This is a genomic window from Brevundimonas sp. MYb52, assembly GCF_002979535.1.
In the GTDB taxonomy this organism is placed as follows: domain Bacteria; phylum Pseudomonadota; class Alphaproteobacteria; order Caulobacterales; family Caulobacteraceae; genus Brevundimonas.
This window is the reverse complement of the sequence record NZ_PCPB01000002.1, coordinates 95,173-111,674: the sequence shown is the minus strand read 5'-3', so window position 1 is coordinate 111,674 and position 16,502 is coordinate 95,173. Positions and strand designations below refer to the sequence as shown.

At 66.0% G+C, this 16,502-nt stretch carries 17 protein-coding genes; 6 read left to right on the top strand and 11 right to left on the bottom strand.

Features of this window, described 5'->3' with window-relative positions; translation table 11 throughout:
* Positions 1–3: 3 nt before the first annotated feature.
* Positions 4–375, top strand: a complete 372-nt coding sequence (locus CQ039_RS03905) for a DUF423 domain-containing protein (RefSeq protein ID WP_105563256.1) — start codon at positions 4–6, stop codon at positions 373–375.
* Between the two features lie 31 nt (positions 376–406).
* Complete coding sequence (gene pip, locus CQ039_RS03900) at positions 407–1,381, top strand: prolyl aminopeptidase (RefSeq protein ID WP_105563257.1); 975 nt, start codon at positions 407–409, stop codon at positions 1,379–1,381.
* Here the strand turns inward: pip and CQ039_RS03895 are convergent.
* The 8 genes from CQ039_RS03895 to CQ039_RS03860 form a co-directional block, all read right to left on the bottom strand.
* The gene (locus CQ039_RS03895) at positions 1,378–1,893 is read right to left on the bottom strand and encodes a DUF6173 family protein (protein WP_105563258.1); all 516 of its coding nucleotides are present in this window, start codon (positions 1,891–1,893) and stop codon (positions 1,378–1,380) included. The two genes, pip and CQ039_RS03895, sit on opposite strands and share 4 nt — an antisense overlap.
* A 28-nt stretch (positions 1,894–1,921) precedes the next feature.
* Positions 1,922–3,079 (bottom strand): rod shape-determining protein RodA, encoded by a 1,158-nt coding sequence (gene rodA / locus CQ039_RS03890; RefSeq protein WP_105563259.1) that lies wholly within the window; start codon positions 3,077–3,079, stop codon positions 1,922–1,924.
* Positions 3,076–5,082 (bottom strand): penicillin-binding protein 2, encoded by a 2,007-nt coding sequence (mrdA, locus tag CQ039_RS03885; protein ID WP_105563260.1) that lies wholly within the window; start codon positions 5,080–5,082, stop codon positions 3,076–3,078. The genes rodA and mrdA overlap by 4 nt, the downstream gene beginning before the upstream one ends.
* Entirely contained in the window at positions 5,079–5,597 is a 519-nt protein-coding gene (locus CQ039_RS03880) for a hypothetical protein (RefSeq protein ID WP_233190195.1), read from the bottom strand. Before CQ039_RS03880 ends, mrdA begins: the two co-directional genes overlap by 4 nt.
* Positions 5,594–6,790 carry a rod shape-determining protein MreC gene (mreC, locus tag CQ039_RS03875; RefSeq protein WP_105563261.1) on the bottom strand — a complete coding sequence of 399 codons (1,197 nt, stop codon included), beginning with the start codon at positions 6,788–6,790 and terminating at the stop codon, positions 5,594–5,596. The genes CQ039_RS03880 and mreC overlap by 4 nt, the downstream gene beginning before the upstream one ends.
* A 114-nt stretch (positions 6,791–6,904) precedes the next feature.
* A complete protein-coding gene (locus tag CQ039_RS03870; protein ID WP_105563262.1) occupies positions 6,905–7,945 on the bottom strand; it encodes a rod shape-determining protein in 1,041 nt (346 codons plus the stop codon).
* A 250-nt stretch (positions 7,946–8,195) separates the two neighbouring features.
* A complete protein-coding gene (locus CQ039_RS03865) occupies positions 8,196–8,807 on the bottom strand; it encodes a glutathione S-transferase family protein (RefSeq protein WP_105563263.1) in 612 nt (203 codons plus the stop codon).
* A gap of 13 nt (positions 8,808–8,820) precedes the next feature.
* Complete coding sequence (locus CQ039_RS03860) at positions 8,821–9,543, bottom strand: TVP38/TMEM64 family protein (RefSeq protein WP_105563264.1); 723 nt, start codon at positions 9,541–9,543, stop codon at positions 8,821–8,823.
* Positions 9,544–9,664: 121 nt separating this feature from the next.
* Here CQ039_RS03860 and CQ039_RS03855 point away from each other — a divergent pair, with 121 nt between their 5' ends.
* Positions 9,665–10,870, top strand: a complete 1,206-nt coding sequence (locus tag CQ039_RS03855; RefSeq protein WP_105563265.1) for a pyridoxal phosphate-dependent aminotransferase — start codon at positions 9,665–9,667, stop codon at positions 10,868–10,870.
* Positions 10,871–10,874: 4 nt separating this feature from the next.
* Here CQ039_RS03855 and CQ039_RS03850 read toward each other — a convergent pair whose 3' ends face one another.
* A complete protein-coding gene (locus CQ039_RS03850; RefSeq protein ID WP_105563266.1) occupies positions 10,875–11,282 on the bottom strand; it encodes a hypothetical protein in 408 nt (135 codons plus the stop codon).
* Positions 11,282–12,256 carry a polyprenyl synthetase family protein gene (locus tag CQ039_RS03845; protein WP_233190206.1) on the bottom strand — a complete coding sequence of 325 codons (975 nt, stop codon included), beginning with the start codon at positions 12,254–12,256 and terminating at the stop codon, positions 11,282–11,284. The genes CQ039_RS03850 and CQ039_RS03845 overlap by 1 nt, the downstream gene beginning before the upstream one ends.
* Before the next feature lie 142 nt (positions 12,257–12,398).
* Between CQ039_RS03845 and CQ039_RS03840 the strand changes: the two genes are divergently transcribed.
* The 3 genes from CQ039_RS03840 to CQ039_RS03830 all read left to right on the top strand — a co-directional run bounded on the left by CQ039_RS03840 (position 12,399) and on the right by CQ039_RS03830 (position 15,885).
* The gene (locus tag CQ039_RS03840; RefSeq protein WP_105563348.1) at positions 12,399–13,169 is read left to right on the top strand and encodes a tRNA1(Val) (adenine(37)-N6)-methyltransferase; all 771 of its coding nucleotides are present in this window, start codon (positions 12,399–12,401) and stop codon (positions 13,167–13,169) included.
* Positions 13,170–13,427: 258 nt separating this feature from the next.
* Positions 13,428–14,624: a site-specific integrase gene (locus CQ039_RS03835; protein WP_105563268.1), complete on the top strand. Its 1,197-nt coding sequence runs from the start codon at positions 13,428–13,430 to the stop codon at positions 14,622–14,624.
* 325 nt (positions 14,625–14,949) lie between these two features.
* Positions 14,950–15,885 carry a hypothetical protein gene (locus CQ039_RS03830; protein WP_105563269.1) on the top strand — a complete coding sequence of 312 codons (936 nt, stop codon included), beginning with the start codon at positions 14,950–14,952 and terminating at the stop codon, positions 15,883–15,885.
* Positions 15,886–15,917: 32 nt separating this feature from the next.
* Here CQ039_RS03830 and CQ039_RS03825 read toward each other — a convergent pair whose 3' ends face one another.
* Complete coding sequence (locus tag CQ039_RS03825) at positions 15,918–16,478, bottom strand: HEPN domain-containing protein (protein WP_105563270.1); 561 nt, start codon at positions 16,476–16,478, stop codon at positions 15,918–15,920.
* Positions 16,479–16,502 lie beyond the last annotated feature (24 nt).

Below are 16,502 nucleotides of genomic sequence, written 5' to 3'. Positions count from 1 at the left end.
GCCATGAGACTCGATCGCAACCTGCTCGTCTTCGCCGCCTTCAATGGCGCCATGGCCGTCGCGCTCGGCGCCTTCGCCGCCCACGGCGCCGGGCCGGCGATCAAGAGCCTGCTGACCACGGGCGCCCAGTATCAAATGGTCCACGCCGTCCTGGCCGTGGTCTGCGCCACCTGGGCAAGCGGCGGCAAGACAGCCCGGATCGCCGGTTGGCTGGCGGTCGGCGGCGGACTGATCTTCAGCCTGGCCCTGGCCATGATCGGCCTTCTCAGCCTGCCCGTCATGGGCGCTGTCGCTCCGATCGGCGGGACCCTGATGATCGCCGGCTGGATCGTGCTGGCCGTCGCCGCGTTCCGCTCACACAACTTCAACGCCTGACTGACCAAACTCAAAACCCCTCATTTCTGACATGGCATTTCCTGTGACCGACACCCTGCGCCGCGACCTCTATCCCGAGTTGGAAGCCTATGCCTCGGGCTGGATGCAGACCGACAGCATCCACGAGATCTATTACGAGGAAAGCGGCAATCCTCACGGCGTGCCGGTCATCGTCCTGCACGGCGGCCCCGGCGGCGCGGTCAATCCGGGGATGCGCCGCTACTTCGATCCCGCCAAATACCGCATCGTCATGTTCGACCAGCGCGGCTGCGGCCTGTCGCGCCCCAACGCCTCGCTAGAAAACAACACTACCTGGGATCTGGTCGCCGACATCGAGCGCCTGCGCGAGCAACTGGGCATCGACAAGTGGGTGGTGTTCGGCGGGTCCTGGGGTTCGACCCTGTCGATGACCTACGCCATCAAGCACCCGGATCGCTGCCTGGCCCTGATCCTGCGCGGCATCTTCCTGCTGACCAAGAAAGAGCTGCACTGGTTCTATCAGGACGGCGCCTCGATGATCTTCCCCGACGCCTGGGAGCGTTTCCTGGCCCCCATCCCCGAGGCCGAGCGCGGCGACCTGATGGCCGCCTACAATAAGCGCCTGCTGGGCGACGACATCGCCGAGCGCAACCGCTGCGCCGTGGCCTGGTCCACCTGGGAGGGCGAGACGGTCAGCGTGCAAGGCCCCTCGGGCAAGCCCGACAAGTTCGCCGATCCCGAGTTCGCCGTGGCCTTCGCCCGGATCGAGAACTGGTATTTCACCAACGGCGGCTTCTTCGACAGCGAGAACTGGATTCTCGAGAACATCGACACCATCCGCCACATCCCCTGCTGGATCGCCCAGGGCCGCTTTGACGTGGTCACGCCGATCTCCGGCGCCTGGGCCCTGCATCGCGCCTGGCCCGAGGCCAAGCTGGACATCGTCGGCGACGCCGGCCACGCCTCCAGCGAACCCGGCATCATCGACAGCCTGATCAAGGGAACGGACTGGGCGGCAAGCCTCTAAATCGCACCGCCCGCGCCGCCCGTCGCAGTCGCAGCGGCGGTCGGCGCGGGATTGGTCTTCATCACCATTTCATTGAGCTGGAAGCCGATGCGGCGCGCCTCGCGCTCCTCCGGCTTCTTGATCGCGGCCAGCACCACATTGATCTGGGTATAGTGCTGGATCAGACGGACCGGCTTGCCGTCGGCGTTGCGGCCGAAGAAGATGATCAGGTCCGGCCCCCAGAAGCCGACGTCGACGATCTGCATGGTGCCTTCGCCCGGCAGGCCGACGACGCGGGCGCCAATCTCCTCGTCCTTGTCCAGCTTGGCCTCGAACTCCTCGATCAACTTGGACAGGCGCACGAAGGCCCATTCGGCGGGGTTGTTGCGCATCCGCACGCCCTCAGCCAGGACCGCCGCCTCGTTTTTCGGGTCGGCCATGACCGGCTGCGGACAGGGCGTGTCGCCGCAGTCCGAGAACATCGAAGGATCAGCCTTGGGGATGGCGGCGGGTTCGGGCGCTTTGTCGGTCATGGCCACAGCCTAACGCCTGAAACCGCGATCAGAACAGCCCCTGCCCCTTCGGCAGTTCGACATAGCGGTGCACGTGGGTGGACAGGATCAGGCCAAAGCCGATCATCACCGTCATCATGGTCGAGCCGCCATAGGACAGCAGCGGCATGGGCACGCCCACGACCGGCGCCAGCCCCATCACCATGGCCCCGTTGATCAGCACGAACAGGGCCAGGAAGGCCGTCATGCCCGCCGCGCTGATGCGGCCGAAATGGCTGTGCGACAAGGCCGCGATCCGCAGCGAGATCAGGATCAGCGCCAGATAACAGGCCAGGACGGTGAAGGAGCCGAGGAAGCCGAACTCCTCGGACACGGTCGAGAAGATGAAGTCGGTGTGGCGTTCCGGCAGGAACTCCAGTTGGCTCTGGCTGCCCAGGCCATAGCCCTTGCCCAGCAGGCCGCCCGATCCCAGGGCGATCTTGGACTGGATAATGTTGTAGCCGGTGCCGGAAGGGTCGGCCTCGGGGTTCAGGAAGGTCAGGACGCGGTTGCGCTGATAGTCGTGCATGACGAACATGACGAAGGGCGGGATGATCGCCACGGCGGCGGCGGCGGCGGCGGCGATGACGCGCCAGCTCAGCCCGGCCATGAACATGACGGCGGCCCCGGTCAGGCCGATGATCATGGCCGAGCCCAGGTCCGGCTGCTTGGCCACCAGCAGGAAGGGCACGCCGATCATCCCGAGCGGGAACAACAGCTTCCACGACCAGCGAGCGTCCTGAGCTGAGTGGCCGTGGTACCAACGGGCCAACGCCAGAACGAGGCCGATCTTCATGAACTCGGCGGGCTGGATGCGGATGAAGCCCAGATTCAGCCAGTTCTTCGCGCCCCCGGCCACATAGCCCATCGGCGTGAATTCGATCAGCAGCACCATGAAGAGCAGCAGGCCGTAAACCGGATAGGCTGCGTGGAACCACCATTTCGGGTGGACCATGGCCAGGCCGATCATCGCCACCAGCAGGACGCCGAAGCGCAGCAGGTGCTTCCACGCCCAGGGCGACCAACTGCCGCCCGCGATCGAATACAGCATGGCCGTGCCAATGCCCGCCAGGACGCACAACAGGCCGATGACGCGCCAGTCCAGCTCAGCCAGCTTGCTGGAGATCCGGTCGCGTTCGCCGGGACGGGTCAGGGCGGAAGCAGTCACTGGGCAGGCTCCGGCGGGGGCGCGGCGACGTCGACGGCGGGCGTATCCAAGGGCAGCGCATCCACGGGCTCGCCGCGGGCTTCGGCCTCGCGGGCGCCAGCGTCCTCGGGTGCCTCAAAACCGGCCTGCTCGATGCGGGCGCGGATTTCCGGGTCCTTCAGCAGGGCGACCTTCATGACTTCGCGGGCGCGCGGGGCGCCAGCCGTGCCGCCGCCCAGACCACCGTGCTGAACGATCACCGACACCGCGTAGCGCGGGTTGTCGGTCGGGGCATAGGCGATGAACAGGTTGTGGTCCTTCTGGGCCCACGGTCGCCCCGCGCCCTTGCGCGACCCAGCGCCATAGTTCTGGGCCTGGGCCGTGCCGGTCTTGCCGGCCATGCGCACGGCGCCGAGGCCCAACTGACTGTTGCGGAAACCGGTGCCCCCCACGTCGGTCACGGCCTCCATGCCGTCGCGCAGCACCTTCAACAGGGCGGGATCAAACGGCAGGTCGGCGAAGGCCGTGCCCGCCGTCTGTTCAACCCCGCCGACCGACTTGATCAGACGCGGCGTCACCGCCTTCTGCCCGTTGGCGATGCGAGAGGTATAGACCGCCAGTTGCAGGGCGTTGACGTTCAGCGCGCCCTGCCCGATCCCATAGCTGGGCGTCTCGCCCGGATACCATTTTCCGTCGCCGCGCACCGGGTTCCGGCGCCGCCACTCACGGTCCGGGACCAGGCCGGCCTTCTGACCGGTCAGGCCGATGTCGAAGGTCTGACCAAAGCCCATTTCGCGCGCCGTCTCGGCGATCGCGTCCGGTCCGAACTCGGTCGCGATGGTCATGAAATAGACGTTGCACGAAGCCTTGATGGCCCCGCGCAGGTCCAGCGCCCCATGCCGTCCCAGACAGGCGAAACGCCGGCCCAAGAAGAAGCTGCCATTGCAGACCACGCGACGATTGGGGTCCCAGCCCCGCTTCATGGCCGCGAGACCGACGACCGGCTTGAACGTCGAGCCTGGAGCGAAGGTGCCGCCCAGCGCCTTGTCCAGCAGCGGTCGCCGCTCATAGTCGGCCAGGGCGCGATAGACCTTGGACGGCACGCCCGAGACGAACAGGTTGGGATCAAACGACGGCGACGAGACCATGGCCAGGATGTCGCCGTTGCGCACATCCATGACGACGCAACTGCCGGACTCCTCGCCAAAGACCTCCAGCGCCCGGTTCTGGACATCGTTGTCCAGGGTCAGCATGACCTCGGAGCCTTGGATCGGCGCCTTGGACCCGGCCGCATCCTCGGCCACGACGCGGCCCCGCACGTCGACCTCGACGCGTTTGCCGCCGGCCTCGCCGCGCAGATCAGTGTCCAGCGCCTTTTCGATGCCCTGACGGCCGATGCGGAAGCCGGGGTTGAACAGGATGGAGGGCGGCTGCTCGCCCTTGTCGCGGATCGCCTTGACGTCGCGATCCGACACCTTGGCCACATAGCCGATCACGTGGGCGTAGGCGCCAGCGAAGGGATAGTAACGGGCCTCGTTCATGTCGGCCATGACGCCCGGCAATTCAGCCGCGTGCAGATTGACCTTGGAGAACTCCTCCCAGGTCAGGTCGCTCTTGACCGGCACCGGCGAAAACCGCGGCGCGGCGTTGACCTCGCGGATGATGGTGCGCCGACGCTCCAGCGTATCCGGCAGAAGTTGGCCCAGCAGATCCAGGGTCTGATCCAGATCCTTGGTCTCGTCACGCACGACCAGGACGCGGAAACTGGGCCGGTTGCCGGCGATGGTGACGCCGTTACGGTCCTTGATCAGGCCGCGCGGCGGCGGGACCAGACGGAAGTTGAACTGGTTGTTGGTGGCAAGGGTGGCGTATTCCTCGGCCTTGACGATCTGCAACTGCGCAAGCCGCCCGACCAAGGCCACCGTGCCCAAGGCCATCCCCCCGCCCAGCAGGAAGGTCCGCCGCAGGAAGGACCCCTGCCGCTCATTGACGTCCGAGAAAAAGATATGGGGTTCGCTGCTCATCGGAAGCGCACGTCGGCGTCGTCAAACCGCTGGATCAGCCAGTCGGCCAGGGGGAAAAGCAGCAGCGTCGGCACGACCTGACCCAGAACAGCGAGGATGCTCGGCGCATTCCCCAGGCTCAGGGTAGTGATCATGTAGGCCAGGAAGAAGGCGAAGCCCGTCGAGGCGACATAGAGAGCGAACAGGACGATGGTCGCCTGGCCCGCCAGGAAGTTCGAGGCCAGAAGAATGGCGCCATAGACCGCCAGCAGGCTGAGCGGCCACAGCCCCAGGGTCCCGCCCCAGAACAGGTCGAGGAACAGACCCAACCCGAACAGCACCAGGGGCGCCAGCATGGACGGCCGGATCAGCGGCCAGGCAAAGGCCAGAACGATCGGCAGGACCGGCTCGGGCAGATTCAGGCCGAACAGCCGAAAGGGAATAGCCAGCAGCACCGTCACCGCAATCGCGATCAGGGCCGGATAGACGATCCATTGCAGCGGGCCGACGACGCGGACCGTGATCGCCCGTCTCACTCTGCGGCTCCCGCAGGCGTGGGCTCGGCGTCGGGCGCGGGGGCGACAGGCTGCGGCGCCGGGGCGGCGGGTCGAGGGGCGACGGGACGCGGTTGAGGCGTCGCCGGACGGACGGCGGCAGGACGCGCCGCGGCGGCTGTCGGCGTTCTGGCCGGGACGGGGGCCGGAGCGGCGACCGGCGCGGGCGGCGGCGCGGCGTTGGCGGCGCGCACCCGTTCGGCCGTCGCAGCAGCGGCGGCGGCGCGGCGGGTCGCCACGTCTTGAATGGCCGCGGCCTGAGCTGGGGTCGGCGGCGGCGCAGCGGCCAGGCTGGCCAGCGGCGCCGCGTTCAAGGCGTTCTGATCGGCCAGTTGGCTGAAGTCCTGGAACAGCAGAACTCGAACATAGTCGATGGCGCTGCGGTCGCTGAACAGCTTGACGCGCCATGTCCCGTCGACGCCCTTGGCGGCCACGCCGATGGGCAGGCCGCGCGGGAAACCGCCGCCGTCGCCCGAAGTCATGATGCGATCGCCTTCCTGCACCGAGCCAGCGCCGCGGATATAGTCCAGACGGGGGCTGCCGCTGCCGTCGCCGGTCAGCATGGCGCGAGCGTCGGTGCGCTCGACCAGGACCGGGGTGCGCGAAGCCACGTCCGTCAGCAGCAGCATCCGGCTGTTGCCTGCCGCAGCGCCCATGATGCGACCGACCAGGCCGTGTTCGCTCAGCACAGGGTTGCCGACGTGAATGCCCTTGGCGGCGCCGATGTTCAGCAGGCGCGATCGCGCAAATGGACCGCGCGCGTCGGTGATGGCCAAACCCGTCACCATCGGCACCGGCGGCTCGGTCTTGACGCCCAGCATCTGCTCGTAGCGACCGTTGAGGTTTTTCAGCGCCAGAGCCTCGTCGCGCCAGGCGTTGAGCTCGACGATCTCGGCGCGCAAGCGACGGTTCTCCGACACGGCGAAGAAGTAGCCCTTGACGTAGTCGACGGCGTTCCCTGTCCAGCGGACGGGCGCGGACAGGACTCCGCCCACCGGTGCGGCGCCCGTCTCGAAGCCAGCCCGGACCGGTGCATAGCCGCCGACGTTGCGAGACTGGCGGCTGTCGCCAAGCAGAAGCATGACCGCGCCGATGATGCCGACGATGACCACGACCGCGGCCGTCCAGGCCAGCGGCACCTTGATGTTCTCGAACGGTCCGTCGCGAAACGCCACGGCCAGCCTTCCTACCTAGAGATCCGGGACCGGCGAGCCTCGCTCGCCGGCGGTGAGAGCCTATCGCAAAAACCGATTCCCGAAGAACGCGGCCCTACGACAGGCTGTTCAGCCTCAGAGCGAGGACTCGAGGACGCCCTTCATCCACGACGGGTGCTCCAGCACCTTGCCGCAGCCGATGGCGACGCACGACAGGGGATCGTCGGCCACCTGGACCGGCAGGCCGGTGTGGTCGCGGATCTCGACGTCCAGGCCGCGCAGCAGGGCGCCGCCGCCCGTCAGCATGATGCCCTTGTCGGCGATGTCTGCGGCCAGTTCCGGCGGCGTGGCTTCCAGGGCGACCTTCACGGCCTCGACGATCTGCGAGACCGGCTCGGCCAGGGCCTCAGCGGCCTGACGCTCGCTCATCTTCACTTCGCGCGGCACGCCCTGCATCAGGTCGCGGCCCTTGACCTCGATCGACAGGCCTTCGCCGTCGGCCGGAACGCGGGCGGTGCCGATGTCCTTCTTGATGCGCTCGGCGGTCGTTTCACCGATCAGAAGGTTATGGTTGCGGCGCATGTAGCTGATGATGGCGTCGTCCATCATGTCGCCGCCGACTCGAACCGAACGCGAATAGACGATGCCCGACAGCGACAGGACGGCGACCTCGGTCGTGCCGCCGCCAATATCGACGACCATCGAACCGGTCGGCTCATGGATCGGCAGACCAGCGCCGATCGCGGCGGCCATGGGCTCGTCGATCAGGCCGACGCGGCGGGCCGAGGCGTTCAGGCAGGAGTCATTGATGGCGCGGCGTTCGACGGCCGTGGCGCCCGACGGGACGCAGACGATCATCTTGGGGTTCACGAAGCCCTTGCGATTATGAACCTTGCGGATGAAGTGCTTGATCATCTCTTCGGCGACTTCGAAGTCGGCGATGACCCCGTCGCGCATGGGACGGATGGCTTCCATGTGGCCGGGCGTGCGGCCCAGCATCTGCTTGGCCTCCAGGCCGACAGCGTGGACGATCTTGCGGCCGCCGACGTTGCGCAGGGCGACGACCGACGGTTCGTTCAGGACGATGCCCTTGCCGCGCATGTAGATCAGGGTGTTGGCCGTCCCCAGATCCATTGCGATGTCATTGGAGATCATGCCGAAGAGGGGAGAAAGCATGGGCGTCGGTTACCGCTTGTTCGGGCCTGCTAGGGCGTGAGTCTTGTTCGTCTGCTCTGGCGATGCCCCGCCCCGCGCACCCATGTGCGCCGAACCATCCTGATCGTCCTCGCCTGGCCGACTACAGGCCCGTTTGCCCTCATGCCGCGTCGATTGCAAGCGCCTATGACTCGTCGATCACAGCCTTGTCACGGCAAGGCTTGAAAGCCCGTCCGCTCAAGCTTTCCGGCCCCGCTTGCGGGTGATGACGTCAGAGCGCCGACAGGCCCTCCGCCGCAAGCGCTCGTTGAACGGCGGGACGCGATTGCACCCGGTCCAGATGCGCGTTCAGACCGGGGAAGCGGGCCTTGTCCAACAGGTCGGCCTGACGCGCCCAGCGGGTGAAGACCATCAGGTATCCGTCCGTGACCGAATGATCGGCGCCCAGCGCCCAGGGACCGACCAGCAGATGCTGCTCAGCCAGGTCGTACTTGGCCAGGGCCAGCTCCAGCGCCTCATCCCGCGCCGCGCCTTCCAGGCGAGAGAAGAGAACCTTGCCGATCGCCGGGTGCAGCGAGGAGGCCAGCCAGGCGTTAAAAGCCTGCATTCGCGCAAAGGCGTAGGCATCGCCCAGCGGCGCGAGCTTCGCCTGCGGGTGAGTCTGGGCCACATAGGCCAGAATGGCCACGTTCTGGGTGATGACGCCCTGTTCCGTCGCCATCGCAGGCGTCGAACCTGCCGGATTGACGGCCAGATATTCCGGGGTGCGCTGCTCGCCCTTTTTCAGGTCGACCTTCTGGAGTTCGTAGTCGGCGCCCGCCTCCTCCAGGGCGATGTGCGAGGCCATGGCGCAGGCGCCGGGCGAATAATAGAGTTTCAGCATCGTCGTCTCCCGTTCAATCCACGTCTGAAATTCGCGCCGCCTCGCGACGCTTCACCACTTCGCGCACGGCCATCATCAGCCCCAGCCAGACCAATGCAACGCCAGCCAGGATCAAAGAGGTCCACACGCCGTCGCCCGATACCGCCGCCATGAAGGAGCCGCCGAAGAAGGCGACCAGGGCCGTCTTGGGCAGGACGCCCAGGGCGCAGCCGGCCAGAAATCCGGGGAAGGAGGCCCGCACCGCGCCGAACGCCATGTTGACGACGATGAAGGGCGCCGAGGGAACATTGCGGATGATGAAGCTGGCGGAAAAGGCGTTGCGTCCGACGAACCGCTGCAATCGCTCGGCCGCCCCGCCGCCGAAGCGCTCCAGCGCCCGCGCCGTGGGGCCCCGCCCCAGCCAATAGGTGACCGCCGCCGAGACCACCGTAGCGATCCAGCTGTAGAGGAAGCCGAACCACGGCCCGAAGGCCACCACGCAGGCGGCGATCAGAATGAACTGCGGTATGCCGACGAAAGCCGATAGGGTGAAGACGACGATGGCCGCGACCAGACCCCACGGCCCGACCCGATAGCCGGCGAGCCAGGCTTCCAGCTTCTCTTCGGCGCCGAGGGTGAAATGGCTTTTGCCAAAGGCGAACAGGGCGATGATTCCCCCGAGCAGCAGCAGGCTGACCAGCAGGGTCCGCCACCGCTGCGCCTCCATATTCAGCAGGAAATCGACGATCCGCCGCATAAAATTCGCCCAAATCGCCTTTTGATCGTCCGCAAGGCGCACAAACATTGTGCGCCGGCGCCGGGTTGCGTATCAAGCCTCGCCTCCCCGGCTCTCTTCACATCCTCCAGACGGGATAGACATGTCCAGCCTTCAGTCCGCCTCCCTCGCCCGCGTCAAGCCTTCGGCAACCCTGGCCGTGACCGCTCAGGCGCGTGAGCTGAAACGTCAGGGCCGCGACGTGATCGGCCTGGGCGCCGGCGAGCCGGACTTCGACACCCCTGACAACATCAAGGCGGCGGCCATCGAGGCCATCAAGCGCGGCGAGACCAAATATACCGACGCCGACGGCATGCCCGAACTCAAGGCCGCCATCGTCGCCAAGTTCGCGCGCGAAAACGGCCTGACCTACGAAACCAACCAGATCCACGTCGCCTCGGGCGGCAAGCCGGTCATCTTCAACGCCTTCGTGGCCACGCTGAACCCCGGCGACGAGGTCATCGTGCCGGCGCCCTACTGGGTGTCCTACCCGGACATGGTGCTGCTGGCCGGCGGCGAGCCCGTCACCGTGATCGGCGAGGAAGCCGACGGCTTCAAGCTGCGCCCCGAGGTTCTGGACGCCGCCATCACGCCAAAGACCAAGTGGCTGATCCTCAACTCCCCGTCGAACCCGACCGGCGCCGCCTATACCCGCGCCGAGTTGGAAGCCCTGGCCGTGGTCCTGCGCAAGCACCCGCAGGTCTGGATCCTGACCGACGACATGTATGAGCATCTCGTCTATGGCGGTTTCGACTACGTCACCATCGCCCAGGTCGCGCCCGACCTCTACGACCGCACCCTGACCTGCAACGGCGTGTCCAAGGCCTATGCCATGACCGGCTGGCGTATCGGCTATGCCGGCGGCCCCAAGCCGCTGATCGACCTGATGCGCAAGGTGGCCAGCCAGACGACCTCCAACCCCTCGTCGATCAGCCAGTGGGCCGCCGTCGAGGCTCTGAACGGCCCGCAGGACTTCCTGGCCGAACGCTCCACCGCCTTCGAGAAGCGCCGCGACCTGGTCGTGTCGATGCTGAACCAGGCGACAGGCATCCGCTGCCCTGCGCCGGAAGGCGCCTTCTACGTCTATCCCTCGATCGAGGGCCTGATCGGCAAGACGACAGAAGCGGGCGTGGTCATCACCGATGACGAGGTCTTCACCGCCGAACTGCTGAACGCCGAGGGCGTGGCCGTGGTCCAGGGCGCCGCCTTCGGCCTCAGCCCCTATTTCCGCATCAGCTACGCCACTTCGGAAGCGGTGCTGGAAGAAGGCTGCCGCCGCATCCAGAAGTTCTGCGCCTCGCTGAAGTAGCTGCCTAGAGCGGCGCCGGCGGAATGTTCAACGTCGGCGCCGTCTTCAGGATGAAGGACAGGCACCATTCCGTCGCCCGCTGCGAGTTGTCGTGGTCGCCATTGGCGGTGCGCGTCAACAGACAGGCCGCATCAACGCGATGCTCGCTGTCGGGTCCTGCGTAAAGCACCAGGCCGGCGCCCGGCCCCGTCTCTCGACGATAGGCCATCTTCAGGGCGCCGGATTTCTTGAGGTTGAAGGCGTCCGCCTCGCCTCCGCCCAGCAGGTTGCGGACCTGGGCATCGGCGTCGCCGGGCGCCAGGCGGAACAGCTCGGCCTTCAGGGCGTCGCCGGGCTCGGACGTCATGGTGAATCGCGGCGCATCCTGGGGGACGCCTGCCAGCATCCCCGCCATGACCAGCGCCAGCAGCATCAGGCCGCGCGGCTGACCGCGAAGTCGGCCAGGTCTTCCAGCGCCGAGCGCCAATCGCTGGCCGGCAGGACCGACAACGCCGCCTTGGCCCGGTCGGCGTAGTCGCCGGCGGCATCCAGCGTCGCCTCGACTGCGCCCGTGCCGAGGATCAGCTCACGCGCCCGGTTGAAGTCCTCGGGCGTGCGGTCGCCCTTGGTGATGACGCGGTCCCAGAACAGGTCTTCCTTGCCCTTGGTGCGCTGGACGGCCAGCAGCAGCGGCAGGGTGGCCTTGCCCTCGTTGAAGTCGTCGCCGGCGTTCTTGCCCAGGGTCGCCGTGTCGCTGCCGTAGTCCAGAGCGTCGTCGGCCAGTTGGAAGGCGATGCCGAGCGCCATGCCGTAGTCGCGCAGGGCCTTGACCTGTTCCTCGGTCGCGCCCGCGCCCACCGCGCCAGACTCGGCGGCGGCGGCGAACAGTTCGGCGGTCTTGGCGCGGATGATCTGCAGATAGGTGTCCTGATCCAGGTTCAGATCGTGGGCGCGCGTCAGTTGCAGCACCTCGCCCTCGGCGATCACGCTAGACGCGGTGGCCAGGATGCCCAGGGCGCGCAGGGAATCCGTCTCGACCATCAGTTCAAAGGCGCGCGCGAACAGGAAGTCGCCAACCAGCACCGACGAGGCCGCGCCCCAGATCAGATGCGCCGCAACCTTGCCGCGCCGCATTTCCGAGCCATCGACGATGTCGTCGTGCAGCAAGGTGGCGGTGTGGATGAATTCGACCGACGCGGCCAGCTTCTTGGCGCCCTCGATCTCTCCGGTCGCGCCGATGGCGCGGGCGGCGGCGACGGTCAGCAGCGGGCGCAGACGCTTGCCGCCCGCCGACACCAGATGCTCGGCCAGAAGCGGGATCACCGGCACGTCGGACTGCATCCGGGCGATGATCAGGGCGTCAACCGCCGCCATGTCGTCCTTCGCCAGACGAACAAGAGCATCCACATCGCCCTTGGGGCGGGGAGCGGCGACGAATGCTGCGTCCACGAAATTCTCTTTCAGCACAGGGGCGAACAGGGAGATTCGCCCGAAAATCACACGCATCCGCTTGCCCGAACGCGATGCGGCGCACAATGGTGGCGGCGTCATGACGGGTCAAGCCGGGTCAACCCTTACTGTCGCCGCAGAAGTTGCGGAATCCGCCCTGCTGGGCGGACGCGTCCGGCTGCGCCAACCGGTAAAGGGCTATCGCGCCGGCATGGACGCCGCCCTTCTGGCCGCCGCCGTGGACGCCAAACCGGGCGAGCGGCTGATCGAGGCTGGCTGCGGCGCGGGCGCGGTGCTGATGCAGGTCGGCGCGCGTCGCCCCGGCGTGGCCCTGACCGGGCTGGAACGCGACCTGACCGCGGCGGGGCTGGCGCGGGAAAACGCCATGCTGAACGGCGTCGAGCATCGCACCACCATCCTCAGCGGCGATGTGGCGCGGGGGTTTCGCGCGCTGGACCTGCCGACCTTCGACTGGGCCGTCAGCAATCCGCCCTTCTTCGACGACCCCGGCGCGTTGCGTGCCCCCGCCGAGGGCAAGATAGGCGCCTGGATGGCCGACGACGGCTTAAAGGCCTGGACCGGCTTCCTGCTCAAGGCCGTGCGCGAGGGCGGCAAGATTATCGTCATCCACCGCGCCGACCGCCTAGCTGACCTGCTGGCTCTGCTAGGTGAGAAAGCCGGCTCCTTCGCCATCCGCCCCATCCACCCCTACGCCGATCAGCCCGCCAAGCGGGTGCTGGTTCAGGCCATCAAGACGGGCAAGGCGCCCTTACGCCTGCTGCCCCCGCTGATCCTGCACGACCGCACCGACGCCAAACACAGCCCCGAGGCCGAGGCCATCCTGCGCGGCGAAACAGGGCTGGGCTTCTAACTCTTTCCTTCTCCCCTTGTGGGAGAAGGTGGTGGCTGAAAGCCGACGGATGAGGGGTTTTGCCGCCGTCGAGAGACCCCTCATCCGACCTCGCTTGGCTCGGCCACCTTCTCCCGCAAGGGGAGAAGGGGTGATGTTACGGGTTTGTTTCTCTTCAGATTTGTCCACGCTCAAGGTCTGCTCAGGGCCTATCCAGCTTATGGAGAGTCAAGGACTTAGGCCCTGAGGCGACACAGACCCTGCACAGGGAGCCGCCCGATGGCCTTTTTGATCGACCCCCAGGAGCTGAAGCCTGGCCTCATCCTCTTCCGCCGCGCGGACGTTCAGCACCGCAACTGGTACTGCCGCATCAAGGTGCCGGGCTCCGACCGGTACAAGACGGTCTCGCTCCGCACTGCCGACGTGACGGCGGCTAAGGAGGCCGCCTTCGACGCCCACGCGGATCTGCGCTTTCGCGTGAAGCATGATGTGCCGGTGTTCGACCGGACCTTCGCCCAGATCGCGAGGATGTACGCCGACCATCAGCGGGCCCGCTCAGAAGCCGGTGAGATCACTCACCATCGCTGGGAGGTGGTGGAATCCATCATTCGCGCCCAGATCAATCGCTACGTAGGCGCCAAGCAGATCGCCCACGTCTCGCACGATGACTTCCTGGGCTATCCCCTCTGGCGCCGCCAGAGCGGACTAGGGCGCGGAGGACGACCGGTGTCGGACGCCACCATCCGATATGAGATGTCCATTTTCCGCTCCGTCATCGCCTTCGCGGTGGGCAAGCGCTTCGTGCCGGAGAGCCATGTCTACAAGGGCAAGTTGCCTTTGGCGAAAGTGCGCCGGGAGGAGTTCACCCCGGAAGAATACCGCAAGCTCCACACCTTCGCGCGCGGCTGGATCAAGCGCGCCAGAACCAAGAAGTTCGAATGGCACCGCCAACTCGCCTACAACTTCATTTTGATAATGTGCAACACGGGCATGCGCCCGGCCGAGGCCAAGAACCTCCGATGGAGGGACGTGGCGATCCGAACCGACGCTGACGGCCGACGCATGGTCGTTCTGCACGTGCGGGGGAAGGACAAATCTCGGCAACTGGTCGCGGCTGGAAACGTCGCTGACTACCTGGAGCGAGTTCGCTCCCTGACAACCAATGAGACGGCGCCCGAGGGCGCCGTCTTCGTCAATGGCAAGGGTGATCCCGCAGCCACCCTCTATGCCGACCAGATCGAAGCGCTTTTTAGAGAAGCAGGTCTGCTTCTCAGCGCTTCAGGCTCGACGCGGTCCACCTACTGTTTCCGTCACACCTACGCGACCTTCAGGCTGACCGAGGGCGTGGATGTCTATTTTCTGTCCAAGCAGATGGGCACGTCGGTGAAGATGATCGAGGACCATTATGGCCACATCAACCCGGTGAAGAACGCCGCGCGTATACTGCAGGGATTGCCGGGTTGGGAGGCCGCCTAGCGCCACTAGCGGAAGTTAATGCGGGCCGGAAAGCGGGACCTCATCGACCGAAGACCGCAATCGCGCCCTTCCCACGGACAGGGGCGGCTGGTTGCCGTTTTAACGAGGAGATACTCCTTGGACGTGATCAGCACATGTCGCCAATGCCGCCTTCCGAGGCAGGTTCGATTATCGGCGGTCCGGTCGAAGGCCTTCCGGATCGCCAGCGAGGCGTTTGACAATTGCCCCAGCCTTGAGTTTGGGCGATAGGGCCAAACGCATCTTGCTATGATTACGTAAAATGATATCTTTACGTGATTCTTCTATTGCACGTGAGTTCGGAGATATGGAATTTCGATCCCCCACGGTGGCGGCGCAGCAAAACGCCGCCGCCGTCACCTATCTGACAAAGTCGCTCAAGGATCCGGCCGCTGGCCGGGCCGTCGTCGAGCAACTGATCGCAGAACTGGGCAACGCCACCGACAGCTATCCTGACTGGCATCCAATCCTGACATCTCCGCCCCGCGACTCGAGCCGGCATGTCGCTAGTCTGCAGGACGTTGAAACCTACAGCGGGCTTGATCACACGATTGAGTTCGTCCGCGGATTTGTGACCTGCCCATACTCCGATGAGGCAGCGGACCAGCTTGTTAGCGCCGTAAGTTCGGTGCCAAACCTCTCGGCGCGTCGTCTCTCCAAGCCCCTCTATTCGGACAAGGCGTGTCCCGTCGTCGTCACCGCATGGGGCGTCGAACTCGAAGCTGACGGCACGATCCGCAGTCGGGACGCCCTGCGCTGCTTTGTCTCACTATTGGCGAGCGAGGCGGCCAACGCGCAGGTGGCGGAGACTTGGTGGAACATCCGGTCCTACATCCTGGGGCGCCCGCATGGCTCCCGCTCGTCGTTGTTCGTGAACCAGCACACGGGCGCGCACATGCGTAAGATCCTTGATGTAATGAACGACAGCGGCATTTTCGGGCCGATCAAGGAGTCGTCCCTAGACATGCTTTCGCCGAAGAAGCGCAAGGCGATCGGGGAGACGCTCATCCGCACGGCGGTGACGAACTGGGATCGCGAAGCGCCCTCCTTCACATTCGAGTTGCGGGGGGAGACCTGCAAGGCCTCGCTGCATGACACATGGGAAGACAACGAGGAACTCTCGGTCCGTGTCGAGATAGGCAAGCACGACCTCTACGTCTCGGGCTTCTACTACCCGGCGAAGGACGAGATCACGAACGTCGATCCGCGGGGCAAGCGCCAGTTGGCCGAGAAGTTTCTCTAGCGCTGGAGGAAGGCTGAGCGTCGGCTGATCAGCTACGCGTGTCCCCAGCCTTCTCGAACCTCGATCGCGGCGCCCTCGCACCAGGTCACGATGATCCAGTGGGCCTGGAAGAGCTCGTCCAGGTCGACTTGGATCCCTGCGAAGGGCGTCCCGTTTTTGGACGTGGGGTAGCGGAAGCGGTCGGCGAACGGATCTAAGGTCTGGACGAAGTCGATCATGCGCGCCACGTCGCGCGCCAGGTCGTCATCGTCGTCATGGCCGAGCGCGGCGCGCTCTGCGAGCAGGCGCTCGAACAGGCCGCGCAGATTGTGGCTTAGCTTGGGAGGGATGCTCCCGGCGATTTCGAGGATAGAGGCTTTCAGAGCCAGTTCGACGCTCTGTCGCCAAAGAGACAACAGGGGTCGGGTGAGCAGGCCGGAGGACTCGGCGCACGCCTGATCCCACATCAGCTCGAAGCCCCGCTGAAAGCTATACGAAAGCAGGTCCCACGACCCGGCGATCATATCGCTGGGCAACGGCCGTACAAAGGTCGTCAGGCGCGGTTGGGTGTCGACGATCTGCTCGACCAAGCGGTCGCGGCGCTCAAGGGACATGCGCTATCGACCTCGTAGCCAAGG

What these genes read in the sequence shown, in the direction of transcription:
- CQ039_RS03860 (WP_105563264.1), bottom strand. Translation starts at nt 9,543, where the DNA reads ATGCGGCGGATCGTCGATTTCCTGCTGAATATGGAGGCGCAGCGGTGG.
- CQ039_RS03840 (WP_105563348.1), top strand. Translation starts at nt 12,399, where the DNA reads ATGACGGGTCAAGCCGGGTCAACCCTTACTGTCGCCGCAGAAGTTGCG.
- CQ039_RS03905 (WP_105563256.1), top strand. Translation starts at nt 4, where the DNA reads ATGAGACTCGATCGCAACCTGCTCGTCTTCGCCGCCTTCAATGGCGCC.
- mrdA (WP_105563260.1), bottom strand. Translation starts at nt 5,082, where the DNA reads ATGAGCAGCGAACCCCATATCTTTTTCTCGGACGTCAATGAGCGGCAG.
- CQ039_RS03830 (WP_105563269.1), top strand. Translation starts at nt 14,950, where the DNA reads ATGGAATTTCGATCCCCCACGGTGGCGGCGCAGCAAAACGCCGCCGCC.
- CQ039_RS03870 (WP_105563262.1), bottom strand. Translation starts at nt 7,945, where the DNA reads ATGCTTTCTCCCCTCTTCGGCATGATCTCCAATGACATCGCAATGGAT.
- CQ039_RS03835 (WP_105563268.1), top strand. Translation starts at nt 13,428, where the DNA reads ATGGCCTTTTTGATCGACCCCCAGGAGCTGAAGCCTGGCCTCATCCTC.
- CQ039_RS03895 (WP_105563258.1), bottom strand. Translation starts at nt 1,893, where the DNA reads ATGACCGACAAAGCGCCCGAACCCGCCGCCATCCCCAAGGCTGATCCT.
- CQ039_RS03850 (WP_105563266.1), bottom strand. Translation starts at nt 11,282, where the DNA reads ATGCTGCTGGCGCTGGTCATGGCGGGGATGCTGGCAGGCGTCCCCCAG.
- CQ039_RS03825 (WP_105563270.1), bottom strand. Translation starts at nt 16,478, where the DNA reads ATGTCCCTTGAGCGCCGCGACCGCTTGGTCGAGCAGATCGTCGACACC.
- CQ039_RS03865 (WP_105563263.1), bottom strand. Translation starts at nt 8,807, where the DNA reads ATGCTGAAACTCTATTATTCGCCCGGCGCCTGCGCCATGGCCTCGCAC.
- pip (WP_105563257.1), top strand. Translation starts at nt 407, where the DNA reads ATGGCATTTCCTGTGACCGACACCCTGCGCCGCGACCTCTATCCCGAG.
- CQ039_RS03855 (WP_105563265.1), top strand. Translation starts at nt 9,665, where the DNA reads ATGTCCAGCCTTCAGTCCGCCTCCCTCGCCCGCGTCAAGCCTTCGGCA.